At 73.2% G+C, this 17,981-nt stretch carries 11 protein-coding genes; 3 read left to right on the plus strand and 8 right to left on the minus strand.

Features of this window, described 5'->3' with window-relative positions; translation table 11 throughout:
• A partial coding sequence (locus ACFPZI_RS09850; RefSeq protein ID WP_381360992.1) for a maltotransferase domain-containing protein occupies window positions 1-808 on the minus strand: 808 nt, incomplete at its 3' end.
• A 278-nt stretch (window positions 809-1,086) separates the two neighbouring features.
• Window positions 1,087-2,301: a S8 family peptidase gene (locus ACFPZI_RS09855; RefSeq protein ID WP_381360995.1), complete on the minus strand. Its 1,215-nt coding sequence runs from the start codon at window positions 2,299-2,301 to the stop codon at window positions 1,087-1,089.
• Window positions 2,302-2,859: 558 nt separating this feature from the next.
• On the opposite strand from ACFPZI_RS09855, the gene ACFPZI_RS09860 reads away from it, so the two are divergent.
• Complete coding sequence (locus ACFPZI_RS09860; protein WP_381360998.1) at window positions 2,860-5,496, plus strand: glycosyltransferase family 1 protein; 2,637 nt, start codon at window positions 2,860-2,862, stop codon at window positions 5,494-5,496.
• Between the two features lie 313 nt (window positions 5,497-5,809).
• On the opposite strand, the gene ACFPZI_RS09865 is transcribed toward ACFPZI_RS09860, so the two are convergent.
• The 6 genes from ACFPZI_RS09865 to ACFPZI_RS09890 form a co-directional block, all read right to left on the minus strand.
• Window positions 5,810-6,331 carry a DUF1990 domain-containing protein gene (locus ACFPZI_RS09865; protein ID WP_381361001.1) on the minus strand — a complete coding sequence of 174 codons (522 nt, stop codon included), beginning with the start codon at window positions 6,329-6,331 and terminating at the stop codon, window positions 5,810-5,812.
• 182 nt (window positions 6,332-6,513) lie between these two features.
• On the minus strand, window positions 6,514-8,199 hold the full coding sequence (locus tag ACFPZI_RS09870; protein ID WP_381361004.1) for a M4 family metallopeptidase: 1,686 nt from the start codon (window positions 8,197-8,199) through the stop codon (window positions 6,514-6,516).
• A gap of 431 nt (window positions 8,200-8,630) precedes the next feature.
• Window positions 8,631-10,391 carry an ABC transporter ATP-binding protein gene (locus ACFPZI_RS09875; protein WP_381361006.1) on the minus strand — a complete coding sequence of 587 codons (1,761 nt, stop codon included), beginning with the start codon at window positions 10,389-10,391 and terminating at the stop codon, window positions 8,631-8,633.
• Window positions 10,388-12,133: an ABC transporter ATP-binding protein gene (locus tag ACFPZI_RS09880; RefSeq protein WP_381361008.1), complete on the minus strand. Its 1,746-nt coding sequence runs from the start codon at window positions 12,131-12,133 to the stop codon at window positions 10,388-10,390. The genes ACFPZI_RS09875 and ACFPZI_RS09880 overlap by 4 nt, the downstream gene beginning before the upstream one ends.
• A gap of 25 nt (window positions 12,134-12,158) precedes the next feature.
• On the minus strand, window positions 12,159-14,021 hold the full coding sequence (locus ACFPZI_RS09885) for an ABC transporter ATP-binding protein (RefSeq protein ID WP_381361011.1): 1,863 nt from the start codon (window positions 14,019-14,021) through the stop codon (window positions 12,159-12,161).
• Window positions 14,018-15,868, minus strand: coding sequence for an ABC transporter ATP-binding protein (locus ACFPZI_RS09890; protein WP_381361014.1), 1,851 nt, complete (start codon window positions 15,866-15,868; stop codon window positions 14,018-14,020). The genes ACFPZI_RS09885 and ACFPZI_RS09890 overlap by 4 nt, the downstream gene beginning before the upstream one ends.
• 229 nt (window positions 15,869-16,097) lie before the next feature.
• Here ACFPZI_RS09890 and ACFPZI_RS09895 point away from each other — a divergent pair, with 229 nt between their 5' ends.
• Complete coding sequence (locus ACFPZI_RS09895; protein WP_381361016.1) at window positions 16,098-17,069, plus strand: ABC transporter ATP-binding protein; 972 nt, start codon at window positions 16,098-16,100, stop codon at window positions 17,067-17,069.
• A gap of 26 nt (window positions 17,070-17,095) precedes the next feature.
• Window positions 17,096-17,830: an ABC transporter permease gene (locus ACFPZI_RS09900; protein ID WP_381361456.1), complete on the plus strand. Its 735-nt coding sequence runs from the start codon at window positions 17,096-17,098 to the stop codon at window positions 17,828-17,830.
• Window positions 17,831-17,981 lie beyond the last annotated feature (151 nt).

Raw genomic sequence — 17,981 nt, forward strand, 5'->3', positions numbered from 1 at the left:
CCCGCAGCGGATACCGGGCCAGCACCGCGTCCACCTCCGGCGTCAACGCCCCCGCCAGCCGGGACGACGCCGGACGCCGTTCGTCGCGCAGCGCGTCCACGGCGGTGAGGAGAGCGGCCCGCCGGTCCGGTTCCGGGACGTGGGCCGCCGCCCGCTCGTGGAGCCGGGCGCCCTCCTCCAGGACCAGCTCCGTGTCCATGCCCGCCGGAATCTTGATCCGCGCGTGGCGCCGCCAGGTGGTGACCGGATCGCCCCACGCCTCCACGGTGTACGTCCAGTTCCCCGTCCCCCCTGCGGTGACGGTGGCCCCCCAGCGGTCGGTGCCGGGCGCCAGCTCCCGCATCGGCGTGAACGGCCCCCGCCGGCCCTTCGGATCGGTCAGGACGACATGGGCGGCCACCGCGTCATGCCCCTCACGGAACACGGTCGCCGTCACCTCGAACGTCTCCCCGACGACCGCCTTCGCCGGCCGGCGCCCCTCGCGGACCATCGGCCGGACGTCGAGGACGGGGATACGGCCCACGGAGGTGGCGGAGAGGGTGCTTACGGGGGCGGCGCTCACGGTGCTCGCTCCCGCAACGGGCGACGGCGCGGGTGACGACGGGGGTGACGGCGCGGGCGACGGATGTCCGCCCTTGCCGCCCGGCCGGACGGGAGGTGTTCCGGAACCGCGTTTCGCGGACGGGCGCGGGCCGGGCTTCGGGGGCGTCCCGGAACCGGCCCGCGCCGGTGTGGTGGAACCGGGCGCCGAGGGTGTCTCTGCGGTGTCGGGCTTCGGGGGAGATGACGAAGGGTGCTTGGCGGGCATGACCGCTCCTGTCCGCGTCAACGTAGGTGGGCGGATGACTGTGGGGAGGTGGGTCCTGCGGGGTCCTGCGTGGCTGCGTGACGCTCCGTCGTGTTCCGTGGTGCACGGCGGTGTTCCTGAGGGGTGTACCGAAGGAGCCTTCCCACCCTATTCGGGTGAGCAATCCGACACTTTGTTAACTACTCACGCGTATGTCGACACACAAGACCGGCCCCGCCCGGGCAAGGCGGAGCCGGTCCCCGATGGGCCCGCTCCCACGCCGCCGTCCGACAAACCCCCTAGGGCGCCGGCGTCCGCAACAGCCGGTTCGGCGAGCCGAGTCCACGGCCGCTCACCTTCCCGGTCGTCGCCTCCTTGACCAGGGCGCTCGCCACCTGCGCCGGGGTCGCCCGCCGGTGCCCGGCGAGATACAGCGCGGCCGCGCCCGCCACGTGCGGGGACGCCATCGACGTACCCGAGGCGGCGACCCGCCCGGTGTCGCTCGTGGCGGCCGCCGAGGTGATAGTGACCCCGGGGGCGAACAGGTCGACGGCCGAACCGTGGTTGGAAAAGGCCGGTTTCTTGTCCTGCCGGTCGGTCGCGCCCACCGTGATCGCCTGTGTGACCCCCGCGGGCGAGTACAGCGCGGCCGCCTTGCCCTCGTTGCCCGCGGCGACCGTGTAACTGACGCCGGACGCGATGGAGGCGCGGACGGCGGCGTTCAACTGCGCGTTGTGGAAGCCGCCGAGACTGAGGTTGGCGACCGCGGGCTTCCTCGCGTTCCGGGTCACCCAGTCGATGCCCGCGATCACCTGGGCGGTGGTGCCCGAACCCGCGTTGTCCAGCACGCGGACGGAGACGATCCGGGCCCGCTTCGCGACGCCGTACGTCTTCCCCGCGACGATGCCGGCCACATGGGTGCCGTGGCCGTTGCCGTCCTGGGCGGTCCGGTCGTTCTGGACGAAGTCCCAGCCGTGCCGGGCCCGGCCGCCGAAGTCCCGGTGCGAGATCCGTACACCGGTGTCGATGATGTAGACCGTCACCCCGGCACCCGCCGTGCCCGGCGAGGCGTACCGCTTGCTCAGCGGCAGGTTCCGCTGGTCGACCCGGTCCAGTCCCCAGGACGGCGGGTTCTTCTGCGTACCGACCCGGGTCACCAGGGTGTCCTGGGCGACCGAGGAGACCCGGGGGTCGGCCGCGAGCCGCGCCGCCTGTCTCGCGTCCGCCCGGATGGCGTAGCCGTTCAGTACCGTGCCGTAGGTATGGCTGATTCTCGCCCCGTAGCGTGCGGCGAGATCCCGGCCCGCCGCCGAGCGGGCCGTGGTCCCCTCCCTCAGTGTCACCAGGTAGCTGCCTGCCACGGAGCCGGGTGCTCCGGCGCCGGATATCCGCCCCATGGGCGCGGCGTGCGCGGGCAGGGTCGCGGCCGAAACCGTCGCGGCGCACAGGATCGCCGTCATGGTCGCCGTCATGCCCCCCGCCCGGCGCAGACACCGCGTTCGCGTCCGTGCCATGGTCCGAGTTCCCCTCCTCGACTAGGGCCTGGCGCTTGGATCATGCCGCAGACGCGGGGGCTGGCACGCCCTCCCCCAAGCTCTTCGAGCAGGGGGGACCCCCAGCCGCGTTGTCGTCACTCGCCGACTCCCCCACTCTCGGCTTCGCTCGAGCGGGGGGACCCCCATGAGCGGGGGGACCCCCATCGCGTCGACTCCCTCCTCCGTCTTGCAGCTGTACGCACCAGTCCCCGCTCACCAGCACTGCCAAGGCACCGTCACCTCCCTGCGGCATGATCCAAACGACAGGCCATGCGTACGGCGCCGCGGGCCGGGGTGCACCCGGCGCGGGCCGGCACGCCACCGTGGCAGCGTCTCGTGCGGAACGAAGCCCCACAAGGACGCCTACAGGTAGGGAATCGGCCATATCCGCCATGCGGTGAATCGTTTGGGCGGGGGCACGCCGGGACCGGGTTGTCCGACTTCCGCCGTGGATACCGTTTCCGCCGGTAGTGTCGTGCGGGACGACCGGACGCACACTGCCGTCCCTCCGCACCGCGACTCGCGCCGAGGTGGAATTTGAAGGCGATCCGTCGATTCACCGTCCGACCCGTTCTCCCCGACCCCCTCCGGCCCCTCAGCGACCTGGCCCGCAATCTGCGCTGGTCCTGGCACGCGCCGACCGGCGACCTCTTCCAGTCCGTCGACCCCGAATGCTGGGCCGCCTGCGGTCACGACCCCGTACGGCTGCTGGGCAGCGTGGGGCCCGAGCGGCTCACCGAGCTGGCCGGCGACCGCGCGTTCCTGGGCCGCCTCGACGCGGCCGCGGACGACCTGCACACGTACATGACCGGCGACCGCTGGTACCAGACCCAGTCCGGCACCCGGCCGCAGAGCGACCAACTGCCCGCCGCCATCGCCTACTTCTCCCCGGAGTTCGGCATCACGGCCGCCCTGCCGCAGTACTCCGGCGGGCTCGGCATCCTGGCCGGCGACCATCTCAAGGCCGCCAGCGACCTCGGCGTCCCGCTGATCGGCGTCGGCCTGCTCTACCGGCACGGTTACTTCCGTCAGACCCTGTCCCGGGACGGCTGGCAGCAGGAGCACTACCCCGTCCTCGACCCCAACGAGCTGCCCCTCGTCCAGCTCAAGGAGCCCGACTCCGCGCCCACCCTGGTGAGCCTCGCGCTGCCCGGCGGCCGGTCGCTGCGCGCCCGGATCTGGCTGGCCCAGGTGGGCAGGGTCCCCCTGCTCCTGCTGGACTCCGACGTCGAGGAGAACGACCTCCGCGAACGCGGCGTCACCGACCGGCTCTACGGCGGCGGCAGCGAGCACCGGCTGCTCCAGGAGATGCTGCTCGGCATAGGGGGTGTGCGGGCGGTGCGCGCGTACTGCCGGCTCACCGGGCACGCGGCACCCGAGGTGTTCCACACCAACGAGGGCCACGCCGGTTTCCTCGGTCTGGAGCGCATCGCCGAACTGGGCTCCGACGGACTGGAGTTCGCCGCCGCCCTGGAGGCCGTCCGGGCCGGGACCGTGTTCACCACGCATACCCCCGTACCGGCCGGCATCGACCGCTTCGACCGCGACCTGGTCGCCCGCCACTTCGGTCCCGACGCCGAACTGCCGGGCATCGACGTCGACCGTGTCATCGGGCTGGGCAGGGAGACGTACCCCGGCGGCGAGCCCGGCCTGTTCAACATGGCCGTGATGGGCCTGCGCCTCGCCCAGCGCGCCAACGGCGTGTCCCTGCTGCACGGCAGCGTCAGCCGCGAGATGTTCGCCGGACTCTGGCCCGGATTCGACCCCGAGGAGGTGCCCATCACCTCCGTGACCAACGGGGTGCACGCGCCCACCTGGGTCGCCCCCGAGGTGCTCCGGCTCGGCGCCCGGCAGATCGGTGCCGAGCGCGCCGAGGAGGCGCTGACCGTCGGTGGCTCGGACCGCTGGGACTCGGTCGCGGACATCCCGGACGAGGACATCTGGGAGCTGCGCCGGTCCCTGCGCACCCTGCTGGTGATGGAGGTGCGGGAGCGGCTGCGCGCCTCCTGGCGGCAGCGCGGTGCCGGGACGGCGGAGCTGGGCTGGATCGACCGGGTGCTCGACCCGGACGTGCTGACCATCGGGTTCGCCCGGCGGGTCCCCTCGTACAAGCGGCTGACGCTGATGCTGCAGGACCGGGACCGGCTGATGAACCTGCTGCTGCACCCCGAGCGGCCGGTGCAGATCGTGGTCGCGGGCAAGGCGCACCCGGCGGATGAGGGCGGCAAGCGGCTCATCCAGGAGCTGGTCCGGTTCGCCGACGACCCCCGGGTGCGGCACCGGATCGTGTTCCTGCCCGACTACGGCATGGCGATGGCGCAGAAGCTCTACCCCGGCTGCGACATCTGGCTGAACAATCCGCTGCGGCCGCTGGAGGCGTGCGGCACCAGCGGCATGAAGGCCGCCCTCAACGGCTGTCTCAACCTCTCGGTGCTGGACGGCTGGTGGGACGAGTGGTTCCAGCCCGACTTCGGCTGGGCCGTCCCCACCGCGGACGGGGCGGGTACCGACCCGGACCGGCGCGACGCCATAGAGGCCGCCGCGCTGTACGACCTGCTGGAGCAGCGGATCACCCCGCGCTTCTACGAGCGGGGCGAGAGCGGGCTGCCGGACCGGTGGCTGGAGATGGTCCGGCACACCCTGAGCCTGCTCGGTCCGAAGGTGCTGGCCGGCCGCATGGTCCGTGAGTACGTCGAGCGCCTGTACGCGCCCGCCGCCGGCGGCCACCGCGCGATGGACCCGGACGCCGCGAGGGACCTCGCCCGGTGGAAGACCCGGGTGCGCGCCGCCTGGCACGGCGTGACCGTCGACCATGTCGAGACGTCGGAGGCGATGGGCACGGCGGAACTCGGCACCACCCTCGGGCTACGGGTGCGCGTCGGCCTCGGCGACCTCGGCCCGGACGACGTCGAGGTCCAGGCGGTCTCCGGACGGGTGGACGAGGAGGACCGCATCGCCGACGCGGCCCCCGTGCCGCTGAAGCCGGTGGGCGCCGCCGACCTGGAGGGCCGCTGGGTGTACGAGGGCCCGCTCTCCCTGGACCGCACCGGGCCGTTCGGCTACACGGTCCGTATCCTGCCCAGCCACCGGCTGCTGGCGCAGGGCACGGAACTGGGCCTGGTCGCGGTCCCCTCGGAGGACGCCCTGGGGGCCGCCGGGTTACTGATGCGGTGAGGCGGCGGTAGCGGGCGGAGGAAGCAGGGCCTGTCCGGCGGATCAAGTCGGAGGATGCCGACGGCACCTTGTCAGCGCGGGTGAGCGGGGGCCGGTGCGTCCGGCGGCAAGGCGGAGGGGGGCGCCGACGCGATGGGGTCCCCCCTGCTCCGGGGCACCTCCCAGCGGTAGCCGGGGGAGGAGCCGGGAGCTCGGGGGAGTCGGCGACGACCGACGACAACGCCGCCGGGGGCCCCTGCTCGAAGAGCGTGGGGGGAGAGCCTGCCGGCCGCCCGCGTCCCCGGCATGATCCGCCGGACAGGCACCAAGGGCCTCAGAACTCCTTGAGGCCCTTCGTCGCGAGGCGGCGCAGGACCGTGCCGCAGCGGCGGGCGTAGGCCTGCTGCAGCCCGCGCGCGGCCGGGCCGGCCGCACGGGAGTACCACCTGGCCGGCCTGCTGAACGCCGAGACGGTCAGCCACACCGTCCCGTCACCGGTGCGGTGCACGACGAAGGACTCCTCGCCGCACTCCGGATGACCGGGCAGCGTGCCGTACGCCCAGCCGGCCTTGCGGTACTCCTCCACCGTCCAGACCACCCGGCAGGGCGCCCGGACCACTCCGGCGAGCGTGACGGTGACGTCGACGCCGGGCGCCGCACGGTCGGCGGAGGTGTCGAACCCGACCCCCAGGGCCCGGTGCAGCTCCCAGGTGAGGACCGCCTCCGAGCCCTGGCGGAAGACCGCCTCGCCCTCGCCGAGCCGGGTGCGGAAGTGCAGGGGATGGAATCCGGGAGGGCAGAAACCCGGCTCGCGGGTCGCGCCGACATGGTCGTAGGTGAAGTCCGCCGAAGACATGGGACCCAAGGGTAGGGCGGCCCGCGGAACCGGTGACACCGGGGCGCCCGCACCGGAGTCCTACCCTCCGGTGCGGGCGCCCCTTCACCGCGTACGGCGGGCCTGCGGCCTACGGGAGGGCGGGCTTTTGGCCGCTGAGGCGGCCGGTGTCCCGGGCCGCCCGACCGCCCGGTCCCGCGTCCTCAGCCACTGGAGCGGGCGCCGACGTTGACGCCGGCCCAGGCGTTCTGCACCGCCTTGTACTCGGCGCTGGCCGTGCCGTACAGCTCACCGGTGGCCGCGAGGGTGCCGGTGCGGGCGCCCGCGTAGTTGGTGGTCGAGGTGAACTTGGTGGTCAGTGCGCGGAACCAGATCTTCTCCGCCTTGGCGCGGCCGATGCCGGTGACCGGCAGGCCGTCCGAGGTGGGCGAGTTGTAGCTGACGCCGTTGACGGTCTTGGTGCCGCTGCCCTCGCTCAGCAGGTAGAAGAAGTGGTTGGCGGGGCCCGAGGAGTAGTGCACGTTGATCGAGCCGATCCCGGAGTACCAGGCGTCCTTGGACGCGCCGTCCTTGCTCGGCTTGTCCATGTAGCGCAACGGGGTGCCGTTGCCGTTGATGTTTATCTTCTCGCCGATGAGGTAGTCACCGACGTCGGAGGAGTTGTTCGCGTAGAACTCGACGGTCGAGCCGAAGATGTCGCTGGTCGCCTCGTTGAGGCCACCGGACTCTCCGCTGTAGACGAGGCCCGCGGTGTTCGAGGTGAGGCCGTGGGTCATCTCGTGCGCGGCGACGTCGATCGAGGTCAGCGGGTTGGCGTTGCCCGATCCGTCGCCGTAGGTCATGCAGAAGCAGCTGTCCGACCAGAAGGCGTTGACGTAGTTGTTGCCGTAGTGGACCCGGGAGTAGGCGCCCACGCCGTTGCCGCGGATGCCGCTGCGGCCGTGCACGTTCTTGTAGTAGTCCCAGGTCAGCGCGGCCCCGTAGTGGGCGTCGGCGGCGGCTGACTCCAGGTTGGACGAGGTGCCGTTGCCCCAGACGTCGTCGGAGCCGGAGAACAGGGTGCCGGTGCCGGAGGTGCCGCGGTTCAGGTTGTACGTCTTGTGCCCGCCGCGCGCGCCGTCGGTGAGGTTGTACGTCGACCCGGACTGGGTGGAGTTCAGGGTGACGGTGCCGCTGTAGACGGTGTGGCCGGTCGCGTTCTCGATGGCCTGCCACTCGTACAGCTTCTCGCCCGTGGTGGCGTCGGTGACGACGTGCAGCTCCTGCGGGGTGCCGTCGTGCTGGAGTCCGCCGACGACCGTCTCGTACGCTACCCTGGGGGTGCCGCTCGCGGCCCAGATCACCTTGCGCGGGGCGCCGTCCACGTCGGGGCTCTGGGCGTCCTCGGCCTTCGCGGCGGACAGGGCCTGCTGCTCCGCCTTGGCGGAGGACACCTTGGCGGTGGTCGTGGCGGGCTTCACCGCGACCCGGGTGGCCTTGACGACGGACTCGGCCTCGCCGGGGCTGTCGCCCTGCACGACCAGGTCGCCGCCGAGGACGGGCAGGCCGTCGTAGGTGCGCTCGTAGCGGACGTGGACGGTGCCGTCGCGGTCCTTGAGGACGTCACGGACGACGAGCTTCTCCTTCGCGCTCAGACCGAGGTCCTCGGCGGTGTCCGCCGTGGTGGCGTTCGCCTCGCGGATCAGCTCGGCGCGCTGGGCGGGGGTGAGCCGGACCGACTCCGCGGCGGGCTTCGCCTGTCCGGCGGCCGGCGCGGAGTCCGGGACAGCGGTGGCGCTGCCGGCCTGCACGGCCGTGGCGACCAGGGCGGCGACCCCGGCGAGGGCGACGGCCGCGGTGCGGCGGTGTGTGGCGAGGGGGGTGCGTCTGTGGGAGGACCTGCTTCTCAACACTGACTCCTTCTGCGCGGCCGCGGGTTGTGCGGCCAGGGGAGACCGGCCGACTGGTGAGCCGGCCGGGCAGAACAGGGCGGTACGCGGTACCACGTACTGCTGTGCTGGAGCGATGGCCGGGGCGCGACGGTTCGGTGGCGCTGTGGGGTTGCCGCGCGAGGGCCGTGGGAAGAGTGGCAGGTGATCGCGGTTTCTGTCAGGAGCGCGTCAGAAACTTGGCCGGAAACCGTTCGTTGTGCGGGAGTCCGGGTTCGGTATAAGAACGGGTTGGTGTGCGAGGACGTGGGGCGCGAGGGGTGGGCGGGGGCACGGCGCGGGAATCAGCCGCCGACGGGCATGAGGCGCGTGACATCGACGGCTCCCTCCCCGGCCCGCGGCTCGGGGACGAACGCCCCAAGGACCCCGGCCGTCCGCCGCCGGGTCATGGGCTACGGGCGGTCCGGCCGGCCCCCGTGCCACGAGTGCCAGAGCGCCGCGTACGCCCCGCCCGCCGCCACCAGGGTCTCGTGCGTGCCGAGTTCGGTCAGCCGGCCGTCCTCCATCACCGCCACGCGGTCCGCGTCGTGCGCGGTGTGCAGCCGGTGTGCGATCGCGATGACGGTGCGTCCCGCGAGGACGGCGGCCAGCGCGCGCTCGGTGTGGCGCGCGGTCGTCGGGTCGAGCAGGGCGGTCGCCTCGTCGAGGATCAGCGTGTGCGGATCCGCCAGCACCACCCGGGCCAGAGCCAGTTGCTGGGCCTGGGAGCCGTCCGGGGCGCAACCGCCGTGCCCCAGCCCGGTGTCCAGACCCTCCGGCAGCTCCCGCACCCACGTGTCGGCGCCCACCGCGGTCAGCGCGGCCCACAACGCGCCGTCCTCCGCGCCCGGTTCGGCGATGCGCAGATTGTCGCGCACCGAACCGAGGAACACGTGGTGCTCCTGAGTGACCAGCACGACCTGCCGGCGCAGCAGATCCGGGTCCAGCCGGGCCACGGGCGCTCCGCCCACCGTCACCGTCCCTGCGGTCGGCGCGTCCACGCCCGCGAGCAGCCGGCTCAGCGTGGTCTTGCCCGCGCCGGACGGCCCCACCACGGCCAACCGTTCACCCGGCCGCACCGTCAGATCGACCCCGCGCAGCACCTCGGCGCCCCCGTCGTAGGCGTAGCGCACACCGGTCACGTCGATGCGGTCACCGGCCGGATCCGGAACGCCGCCGTGCCCCGCCGCGCGCGGCACCCTCGCCAGCCCCTCCACCCGGGCGAACGAGGCACCGCTGCTCTGCAGTTGCTCGATCCGCATCAGCACCTCGTCCAGCGGCCCGCTCAACTGCAGCAGATACAGGGCGGCGCTCACCACCGCGCCCAGGCTCACCACGCCCCGTCCGTGCAGCACCCCGCCGATCAGGAGTACGCCGGCCACCGGGACGGCGTACGAGACCTCCACCACCGGGAAGAACACCGTCCGCAGGAACAGGGTGTGGAAACGGGCGCGCCGGGAGGTCTCCAGCGCCTCCCGGCTCGCCCGGACCCGCTGCTGCCGGAGCCCGAACGCCTCCACCGTGCGCGCCCCCGCCGCCGTCGCCGCGACGATCTCCGCCACATCCGAGACGGCCGCGCCCTCGGCGAGGTATCCGGCGCGGGCCCGGCGCAGATACCAGCGCAGCACGAACCCGATCGGGGCGAGCCCCAGCAGGCCGAGGGCGCCCAGCAAGGGATCCACCAGGAAGACCGCCGCCATGACGAACACCGCCTGCACCCCGTTGACCAGCAGCGCCGGCCCGGCGTCGCGCAGGGTGGTGCCGACGACGGTCACATCGGCCGTGCCCCGCGCCGTCAGATCCCCGGTGCCGGCCCGCTCCACCACCGACGAGGGCAGCGCCAGCGCCCGGTCCACGAAGCCCTCCCGGACCCGGGCCAGCGTCCGCTCCCCGAAGCGGTGCCCCACGTAACGGGCCCAGCGGGCCAGCAGCAACTGCCCGACCGCGCACAGCAGGATGACCGGCGCCAGCCGGTCCACCACGCTCACACCGTCCCCGTCGCGCACCCCGTCGATGATCCGCCCCAGCAGCCACGGCCCGGCCAGCCCCGCCAGAGCGGCCAGCGAGTTCAGGGCCAGCACCGCGGCGAAGGCCCGTCCGTCCGCCTTCACCAGCGCCACGGCCGCCCGGCGCACCTCGGTGGGCTCGGCGACCGGCAGTTCTCCTCGGCTCACCGCACGGCCCCCTCACCGGCTTCCTCGGCAGATCGCCCGGTTGATTCCCCGGCGGTGTCCCTGGCCACCAACGCCCGGTATCCGGGCTCACGATCGAGGAGTTCGCGGTGGCTGCCGGTGGCGGCCACCTTGCCGTCCACCAGGAAGTGCACCTGGTCGACGCGGTCCAGCATCAGCGGCGAAGTGGACGTCACCACCGTCGTACGGCCCCGGCGCACCGCGCGCAGCCCCTCGGCGACCGCGGCCTCGGTGTGCGCGTCGAGCGCCGAGGTGGGCTCGACGGCCAGCAGCACCTCGGGATCGGACAGCACCGCACGTGCCAGCCGCACGCGTTGCCGCTGTCCCCCGGAGAGACTGCGCCCCTGGGCGGACACCACCGAGCCCAGACCGTCGGGCAGGCCCCGCACGATGTCGTCGGCGGCGACCGCGCGCAAGGCGCGCAGGACGTCCGCGTCCTCGGCCGCACGGCGGCCGGCCACCACCTCACGCAGCGGACCGGCGAACAGATCGGCCTCGTGGTCGGCGACCAGAATCCGTTCCCGGACCTCGGCGAGCGCGATCGCGTCCAGCCGCCGCCCGCCCCAGGTGGCCGACGACGGCACATACCGGCCGAGCCGGTCCACCACGCCGGCCGCGTCGGCCGGGCGCGCCGCGGCGAGCGCGGTCAGCCGGCCCGGCAGCACCCGCGCCCCCGACCCGGGGTCGTACAGCACCGACGGTTCGGCGGGCGCGGCGGCCTCGCCGGTGCCGGCCGGCGGTTCCAGCCGGAGGAACGCCGCCACCCGCCGGGCGGCCACCACACCCCGGCTCAGCTGGTAGCCGCACTCGATCAGGAACATCACCGGCCACACCAGCACGGCCACATAGCCGTACACCGACACCAGCTCGCCCACGCTGATCTGCCCCTGGGCGGCCAGCCGGGCGGCGATCCAGGTCACCCCCGCCAGAAACAGCGTCGGCAGGCCGACGCCGAGTGCCTGCATCCAGCTGGTCACCGCACCGACCCGGTAACCCTGTTCGCGCAACCGCTGCGAGTCCCGCCGGAACGCCTCCGCCATCAGGCCCTTGCCGCCGAGACCGCTCAGCACCCGCAGACCGCCCGCCAGATCCCCGATCCGCGCGGTCAGCACGCCCTGCCGCTCCCGGTACTCCGTCTCCGTCCCCTGCAACCGCCCCGCCAACGGCCCCACCACGAGTGCGATCACCGGCACCCCGAGCAGCACGACCAGCGCCAGCAGCGGCGACACCGACAGCAGCAGTCCGGCCACCGCCCCATAGGCCACGACCGCGCCCACCCCGGGCCCGACGGCGGTGAGCGACTGGCTGATCATCTGCACGTCACCGACCCCGATGGTGACGACCTCTCCGGCCCCGGTGGCACGCGACAGCGAGGCACCGAGCCGCACCGTCTGCCCGACGACCACCTTCACCGTGCGGAAGTGGGCGTCCATCCGCACCCGGGTCATCGTGCGGTGCCGCATGATGCTGAGCCAGGAGTTGACCCCGTTCACCGCGAACAGGGCCCCCGTCCAGAGAACCAGGGCCCCCATGTCGCCCGGTTCGAGTCCCTCGTCCACCGCCCGGGACATCAGATACGGCGTCGCCGCCAGCAGCACCATCCACACGCTGCCGAACACCGCCCCCGCCGCACACCGGCCCGGCTGCCGCAGGACCAGCCACCACAGATAGCGGGTCCCGCCCCGGCCGTCGGGCGTGCCGGGGTCCCCGTACGCGTCGATCATCCACTTACCCCCTGCGCTGTCGCGCCTACGCCAGACTGTCCCGCCACGCCCGGTGCAGGTCCGCGAAGCGGCCTGTGCCCGCGACGAGTTCGGCCGGAGTGCCGTCCTCCACGATCCGGCCGTGTTCCATCACCAGGACGCGGTCCGCGATCTCCACGGTGGACAGGCGGTGGGCGATCACCACCGCCGTACGGCCCCGCAGCACCGTCGCCATCGCGCGCTGCACCGCCCGCTCACCGGGGATGTCCAGCGAACTGGTCGCCTCGTCCAGGATCAGCACGGCGGGATCGGCGAGCAACGCCCTCGCGAACGCCACGAGCTGGCGCTGGCCGGCCGAGATGCGGCCGCCCCGCTTGCGTACGTCGGTGTCGTAGCCGTCCGGGAGGGCGCTGATGAAGTCGTGCGCGCCGATCTCCTTCGCCGCCTGCTCGATCTCCGCGCGGCCGGCCTCCGGACGGCCGAGGGCGATGTTCTCGGCGACCGTGCCGGAGAACAGGAACGCCTCCTGCGTCACCATGACCACCCCGCGCCGCAGTTCGGGCCCCGGCAGGTCACGCAGGTCGACGCGGTCGAGCAGGACCCGGCCGTCGGTGGGGTCGTAGAAGCGGGCGAGCAGCTTCGCCAGCGTCGACTTGCCCGCCCCGGTCGAGCCGACCACCGCGACGGTCTGCCCGGCGGGGAGCGTCAGGTCGAAACGGGGCAGCACCTCCCCACCGGTGCGGTACGCGAAGCGGACCCCGTCGAAGACGACCTCGCGCCCCGGATGCTCCGAGAGCCGCTCGGGCAGCTCACCGGGGGACACCGGCTCCGGCACGGACGGGACCTGCGCCAGCAGACCGGCGATCTTCTCCAGCGAGGCCGCCGCCGACTGGTACGCGTTGAGGAACATGCCCAGCCGGTCGATCGGGTCGTACAGGCGCCGCAGATACAGCACCGCCGCCGCCAGCACACCGAGCGCGAGCGTTCCGTCCGCCACCCGGTAGGCGCCCCACAGGACGGCCAGCGCGACCGTCGTGTTGGCGGTCACCCGCGAGCCGACGACATAGCGGGCCATCTCGAGCAGCGCGTCGCCGTTGGTCCGCTCGTGCCGCCGGTTCAGCTCCCGGAACGCGGCGTCGTTGGCGGACTCGCGGCGGAAGGCACGCACCGGGCGGATGCCGTTCATCGTTTCGACGAACTTCACGATCACCGCGGCGATCGCCGTCGACCGCAGCCGGTACACCTCGGAGGCCCGCCGCCGGTACGACCGTACGAGTGCGTACAGCGGGACGAAGGAGGCCACCGCCACCGCGCCGAGCCCGAGGTCCAGCCAGAGCAGCAGCACCGAGATGTAGACACAGGACACGATGACCGTCACCAGCTCCTGCAGGCCCTCCTCCAGCAGCTCCCGCAGCGACTCGACGTCCGTGGTGGAGCGGGAGATGAGCCGGCCCGAGGTGTAGCGCTCGTGGAAGTCGACGCTGAGCGCCTGCGCGTGCCGGAAGATCCGGCCGCGCAGATCCAGCAGCACATCCTGGCTGACCCGGGCGGCGGTGGCGATGAACGCGTACTGCAGCACGCCGCCCGACGCCGCGCACAGCAGATAGCCCACCGCCACCGCGATCAGCGGCCCGTGGTCGGCGGACCGGAACGCGGGTACGCCCCGGTCGATCGCGTACGCCACAAGGAGCGGGCCCGCCTGCACCGCCGCCTGCTGGAGCAGCAGCAGAAGCGCCGTCAGGGCGACCCGGCCGGGCATCGGCGCCAGCAGGGAGCGCAGCAGGACGCCGCTCGCATCCGGGGGAGTGGGCAGGACGTCCCGGTCGAAGGGGTCGCCGGCCTCCCGGATCCGCGGCTCGTCGTCCTCGCCGTCCTCGTCGCGGGCGGGTGCGGTGGGAACCGCCGTCATCGCTGTTCCTCCTGTTCCCGCGCCGGGTCGCCGGCCATGAGGTGGGCGTACTCGGCGTGGGTGCGCAGCAGTTCGTGGTGGGTGCCGACCGCCGTGATCCGGCCGCCGGAGAGCAGGGCGACGCGGTCGGCCAGCAGGACCGTGGACGGGCGGTGCGCCACGATCAGGGCCGTGGTGTCGGCGAGCACCCGGCGCAGGGCGGCCTCGACCGCGGCCTCCGTGTGCACGTCGAGCGCGGACAGCGGATCGTCCAGCACCAGGAAGTCGGGCCGGCCGACCACCGCGCGGGCCAGCGCGAGGCGCTGCCGCTGCCCGCCGGAGAGGCTGAGTCCCTGCTCGCCGACCTGGGTGTCGGTGCCCTGCGGCAGCGCGTTCACGAAGTCGGCCTGCGCCACGCCCAGCGCCCGCTCCAACTCGGCCCTCCCGGCCCCGGCCCCCGCGCCCATCAGCACGTTCTCCCCGACCGCGGCCGAGAACAGGGTGGGTTCCTCGAAGGCGACGGAGACCCTGCGCCGCAGCTCCTCGCGGGAGAGCGCGGTGATGTCCGTGCCGTCCAGGGTGATCCGCCCCGAGGTCGCCTCGTGCAGCCGGGGGACCAGGGCGGTGAGCGTGGTCTTGCCGCTGCCGGTCGCGCCGACCAGGGCCATCGACTCGCCGGGACGGATGTGCAGGTCGACGCGGTCCAGGACGGGCAGGGTCCCGGAAGGGGCGTCGGGATAGCGGAAGGTGACGTCGTGGAAGCGCAGTCCGTCGTCGGCCCCGGGGGCGGCCGGTGTCCGTGGGCCGTCGGGGCCCGGCCGCTCCTCCTCGGCGTCCATCACCTCGAAGTACCGCTCGGTCGCGGTTGCCGCCTCCTGGCTCATCGCCAGCAGGAAGCCGATCGAGTCCACGGGCCAGCGCAGCGCCAGGGCCGTCGACAGGAACGCCACCAGGGTGCCCGCGGACAGGTCCCCGTCGGCCACCCGCACGGTCCCCAGCACCAGTGTCGTGCCGATGGCCAGCTCCGGGAGCGTCACGATGACGCTCATGATGGCGCCCAGCAGCCGGGCCTTGCGCAGCTCCGTCCCGCGCAGATCCTCGGACAGCCTCCGGAACGCCCGCGCCTGGCTGCGGTGCCGTCCGAACCCCTTGATGACGCGGATGCCGAGCACGCTCTCCTCGACGACCGTCGTCAGATCGCCGACCTGGTCCTGTCCGAGCCGCGCCGCCCTGGAGTAGCGCTTCTCGAAGATCAGGCAGGTGGCCATCACCGGCACGGCGGGAATCAGGACCACCAGTCCCAGAACCCAGTCCTGGACCAGCATGATGATCACACCGACAAGGATGGTTACCCCGTTGACCAGCAGAAACGTGAGCGGGAAGGCCAGGAACATACGGACCAGCATCAGATCCGCGGTCCCCCGGGACAGCAACTGTCCCGACGGCCACCGGTCGTGGAACGCCACCGGCAGCCGCTGCAGATGCCGGTACAGGTCCGCCCGCATCCCCGCCTCGATACCCGCCAGCGGACGCGCCACCAGCCACCGCCGGAGCCCGAACAGCAGTGCCTCCGCGAGCCCGAGCAGCAGCAGGTACAGCGCGCCCAGCCACACACCCGCCGGGTCCCGGCCGGCGATCGGGCCGTCCACCATCCACTTCAGGACCAGCGGGATGACCAGGCCGATGCACGAGGCGAGGATCGCGATGACGGCGGCGGTCAGCAGCCGCGCCCGCACGGGCCGCACGTACGGCCACAGACGCAGCAACGCGCGGACGGTGGTGCGGCGTTCGGCGGGCGGGCCGGGCTCGGAGAGCGAACCGGGCTCGGGGGCTGAAAGGGGTTCGGGGGGTGGGGGTGTCGTGGCCATCAGCAGCGAGCCTACGGTCCGTCACCGGCGCTGCCCACCGAGTTTTGGCCGGACCCCGCTGGTCCGCAGGACCTACGCCCGACGCCCGACCCCGTCCACGCGCCCGCACATGACCTGCGCCGTACCCCCTCTCCCCCGAAGCCGTACCACTCCATCGGCCGATCGGTTGATGCGGTGTCGAGCGCGTCGGCCGATGTGCGGGGAGCCCGCGCACGGCGACGCTGATGCCATGCCTGTCATCGAAGTCACCGACCTGCGCAAGTCCTACGGGGGCCGGCCCGTCGTGGACGGTGTCTCCTTCGCCGTGGAGGAGGGCGAGATCTTCGGCGTCCTCGGCCCCAACGGCGCCGGCAAGACGACCACCGTCGAATGCGTCGAGGGCCTGCGCGTCCCCGACTCCGGCCGGGTCCGCGTCACCGGCCTCGACCCCGTCACCGAGCACGACGCGGTCGCCGGCGTGCTCGGCGCCCAGCTCCAGCGCAGCGAACTCCAGGCCAAGCTCACCGTCCGTGAGGCCCTCGAGCTGTACGCCGCGTTCTACCCGCGCCCCGCCGACTGGCGGCCCCTGGCCGAACGCCTCGGGCTCACCCCGCACCTGAACAGCCGCTTCGGCAAACTCTCCGGCGGACAGAAACAGCGCCTGTCGATCGCGCTCGCCCTCATCGGCGACCCCCGGATCGTCGTCCTCGACGAACTCACCACCGGCCTGGACCCGCGCGCCCGCCGCGACACCTGGGAACTCATCGAGGACATCCGCGCGAACGGCGTCACCGTCCTGCTCGTCACCCACTTCATGGAGGAGGCCCAGCGGCTCTGCGACCGGATCGCGGTGATCGACAAGGGCCGGGTGGCCGCCCTGGACACCCCGGCCGGGCTGATCCGCCGCTCGGCGGGAGCCACCGTCATCAGCTTCACGCCCTCCGCGCCCCTGGACGACCGCGACCTGAACGGCCTGCCCGCCCTCGTCTCGATCGAGCACCGGGACGGCCGCGTCACCCTGTCCGGCACGGACGAGACCGTCAACGCCGTCATCACCCTCCTCGCCCGCACCCGCGTCACCGCCCACCAGCTCCGGGTCACCGACGCCACCCTGGACGACGCGTTCCTGGACCTGACGGGGGAGAAGGACCCGACGAAGACCCGGCGGGCGGACGCCACCGCCACCGACCGCCCCGACACCACCGAGGAGGTACCGGCGTGACCAGCCCCGCCCCCCGCGCCGCCGTCCTGAACGCCGCCGTCCTGCACACCGAGATCCGCCTCTTCCGCCGTGAACCCGGCGGAATCTTCTGGATCCTGCTGTTCCCCACCCTCCTGCTGGCGATCCTCGGCTCCATCCCCTCCTTCCGCGAAGCCGACCCGTCCTTCGGCGGACTGCGCCCGGTGGACGCGTACGTCCCGGTCGCCGTACTGCTCGGCCTGATCGTCGGCGGGGTACAGGGCATGCCGCAGACCCTCACCGCCTACCGCGAGCACGGCATCCTGCGCCGGATGGCCACCACCCCCGTACGGGCCACCGCGCTGCTCGGCGCGCAGATGCTGGTGTACGGCGGGGCCGCTCTGCTCTCGGCGCTGCTCTCGCTCGCCGTCGGCCGGATCGCCTTCGGCGTACCGCTGCCGCGTCAGCCCTTCGGCTACCTTCTCGCCCTGCTCCTGGCCGTGGCCGCCGCCCTCGCCCTGGGCGCCGTGCTCTCCGCGCTGTCCCGCACGGCGAAGATCGCGGGAGCGGTGGGCTCCGCCGCGCTGTTCCCGGCGATGTTCTGCGCGGGGGTGTGGCTGCCGGTGCAGGCCATGCCGGACCTGCTCGCCGACATCGTCGGCTGGACCCCGTTCGGCGCCGCCGCCGAAGCCCTGAACCAGGCCGCCGCCGGCGACTGGCCCGGCTGGATCCACCTGGCCGTCCTGGCGGCCTGGACGGTGCTGCTGACGGCCGCCGCGGCACGCTGGTTCCGCTGGGAATGAGGGTGGGAGTGAGTGGGTGAGTGCGGACGTGAGTGTGTGGGCGAGCGCGCAGGCCGTCGCCGGGACGGGTATGGAGACCGACGTCGGGACAAGCGTCGGGGCGGACGCGGATGAGAAGGGCGGCATGACGGTGGGCGGGGTGATCACGGAC

It is taken from the genome of Streptomyces chlorus, from assembly GCF_042655885.1.
GTDB classification, from domain to species: Bacteria; Actinomycetota; Actinomycetes; order Streptomycetales; family Streptomycetaceae; genus Streptomyces; species Streptomyces chlorus.

Excerpts from the sequence above, each read along its gene's own strand:
- ACFPZI_RS09855 (WP_381360995.1), bottom strand. The coding sequence starts at position 2,301 with ATGGCACGGACGCGAACGCGGTGTCTGCGCCGGGCGGGGGGCATGACG.
- ACFPZI_RS09865 (WP_381361001.1), bottom strand. The coding sequence starts at position 6,331 with ATGTCTTCGGCGGACTTCACCTACGACCATGTCGGCGCGACCCGCGAG.
- ACFPZI_RS09880 (WP_381361008.1), bottom strand. The coding sequence starts at position 12,133 with ATGATCGACGCGTACGGGGACCCCGGCACGCCCGACGGCCGGGGCGGG.
- ACFPZI_RS09885 (WP_381361011.1), bottom strand. The coding sequence starts at position 14,021 with ATGACGGCGGTTCCCACCGCACCCGCCCGCGACGAGGACGGCGAGGAC.
- ACFPZI_RS09890 (WP_381361014.1), bottom strand. The coding sequence starts at position 15,868 with ATGGCCACGACACCCCCACCCCCCGAACCCCTTTCAGCCCCCGAGCCC.
- ACFPZI_RS09895 (WP_381361016.1), top strand. The coding sequence starts at position 16,098 with ATGCCTGTCATCGAAGTCACCGACCTGCGCAAGTCCTACGGGGGCCGG.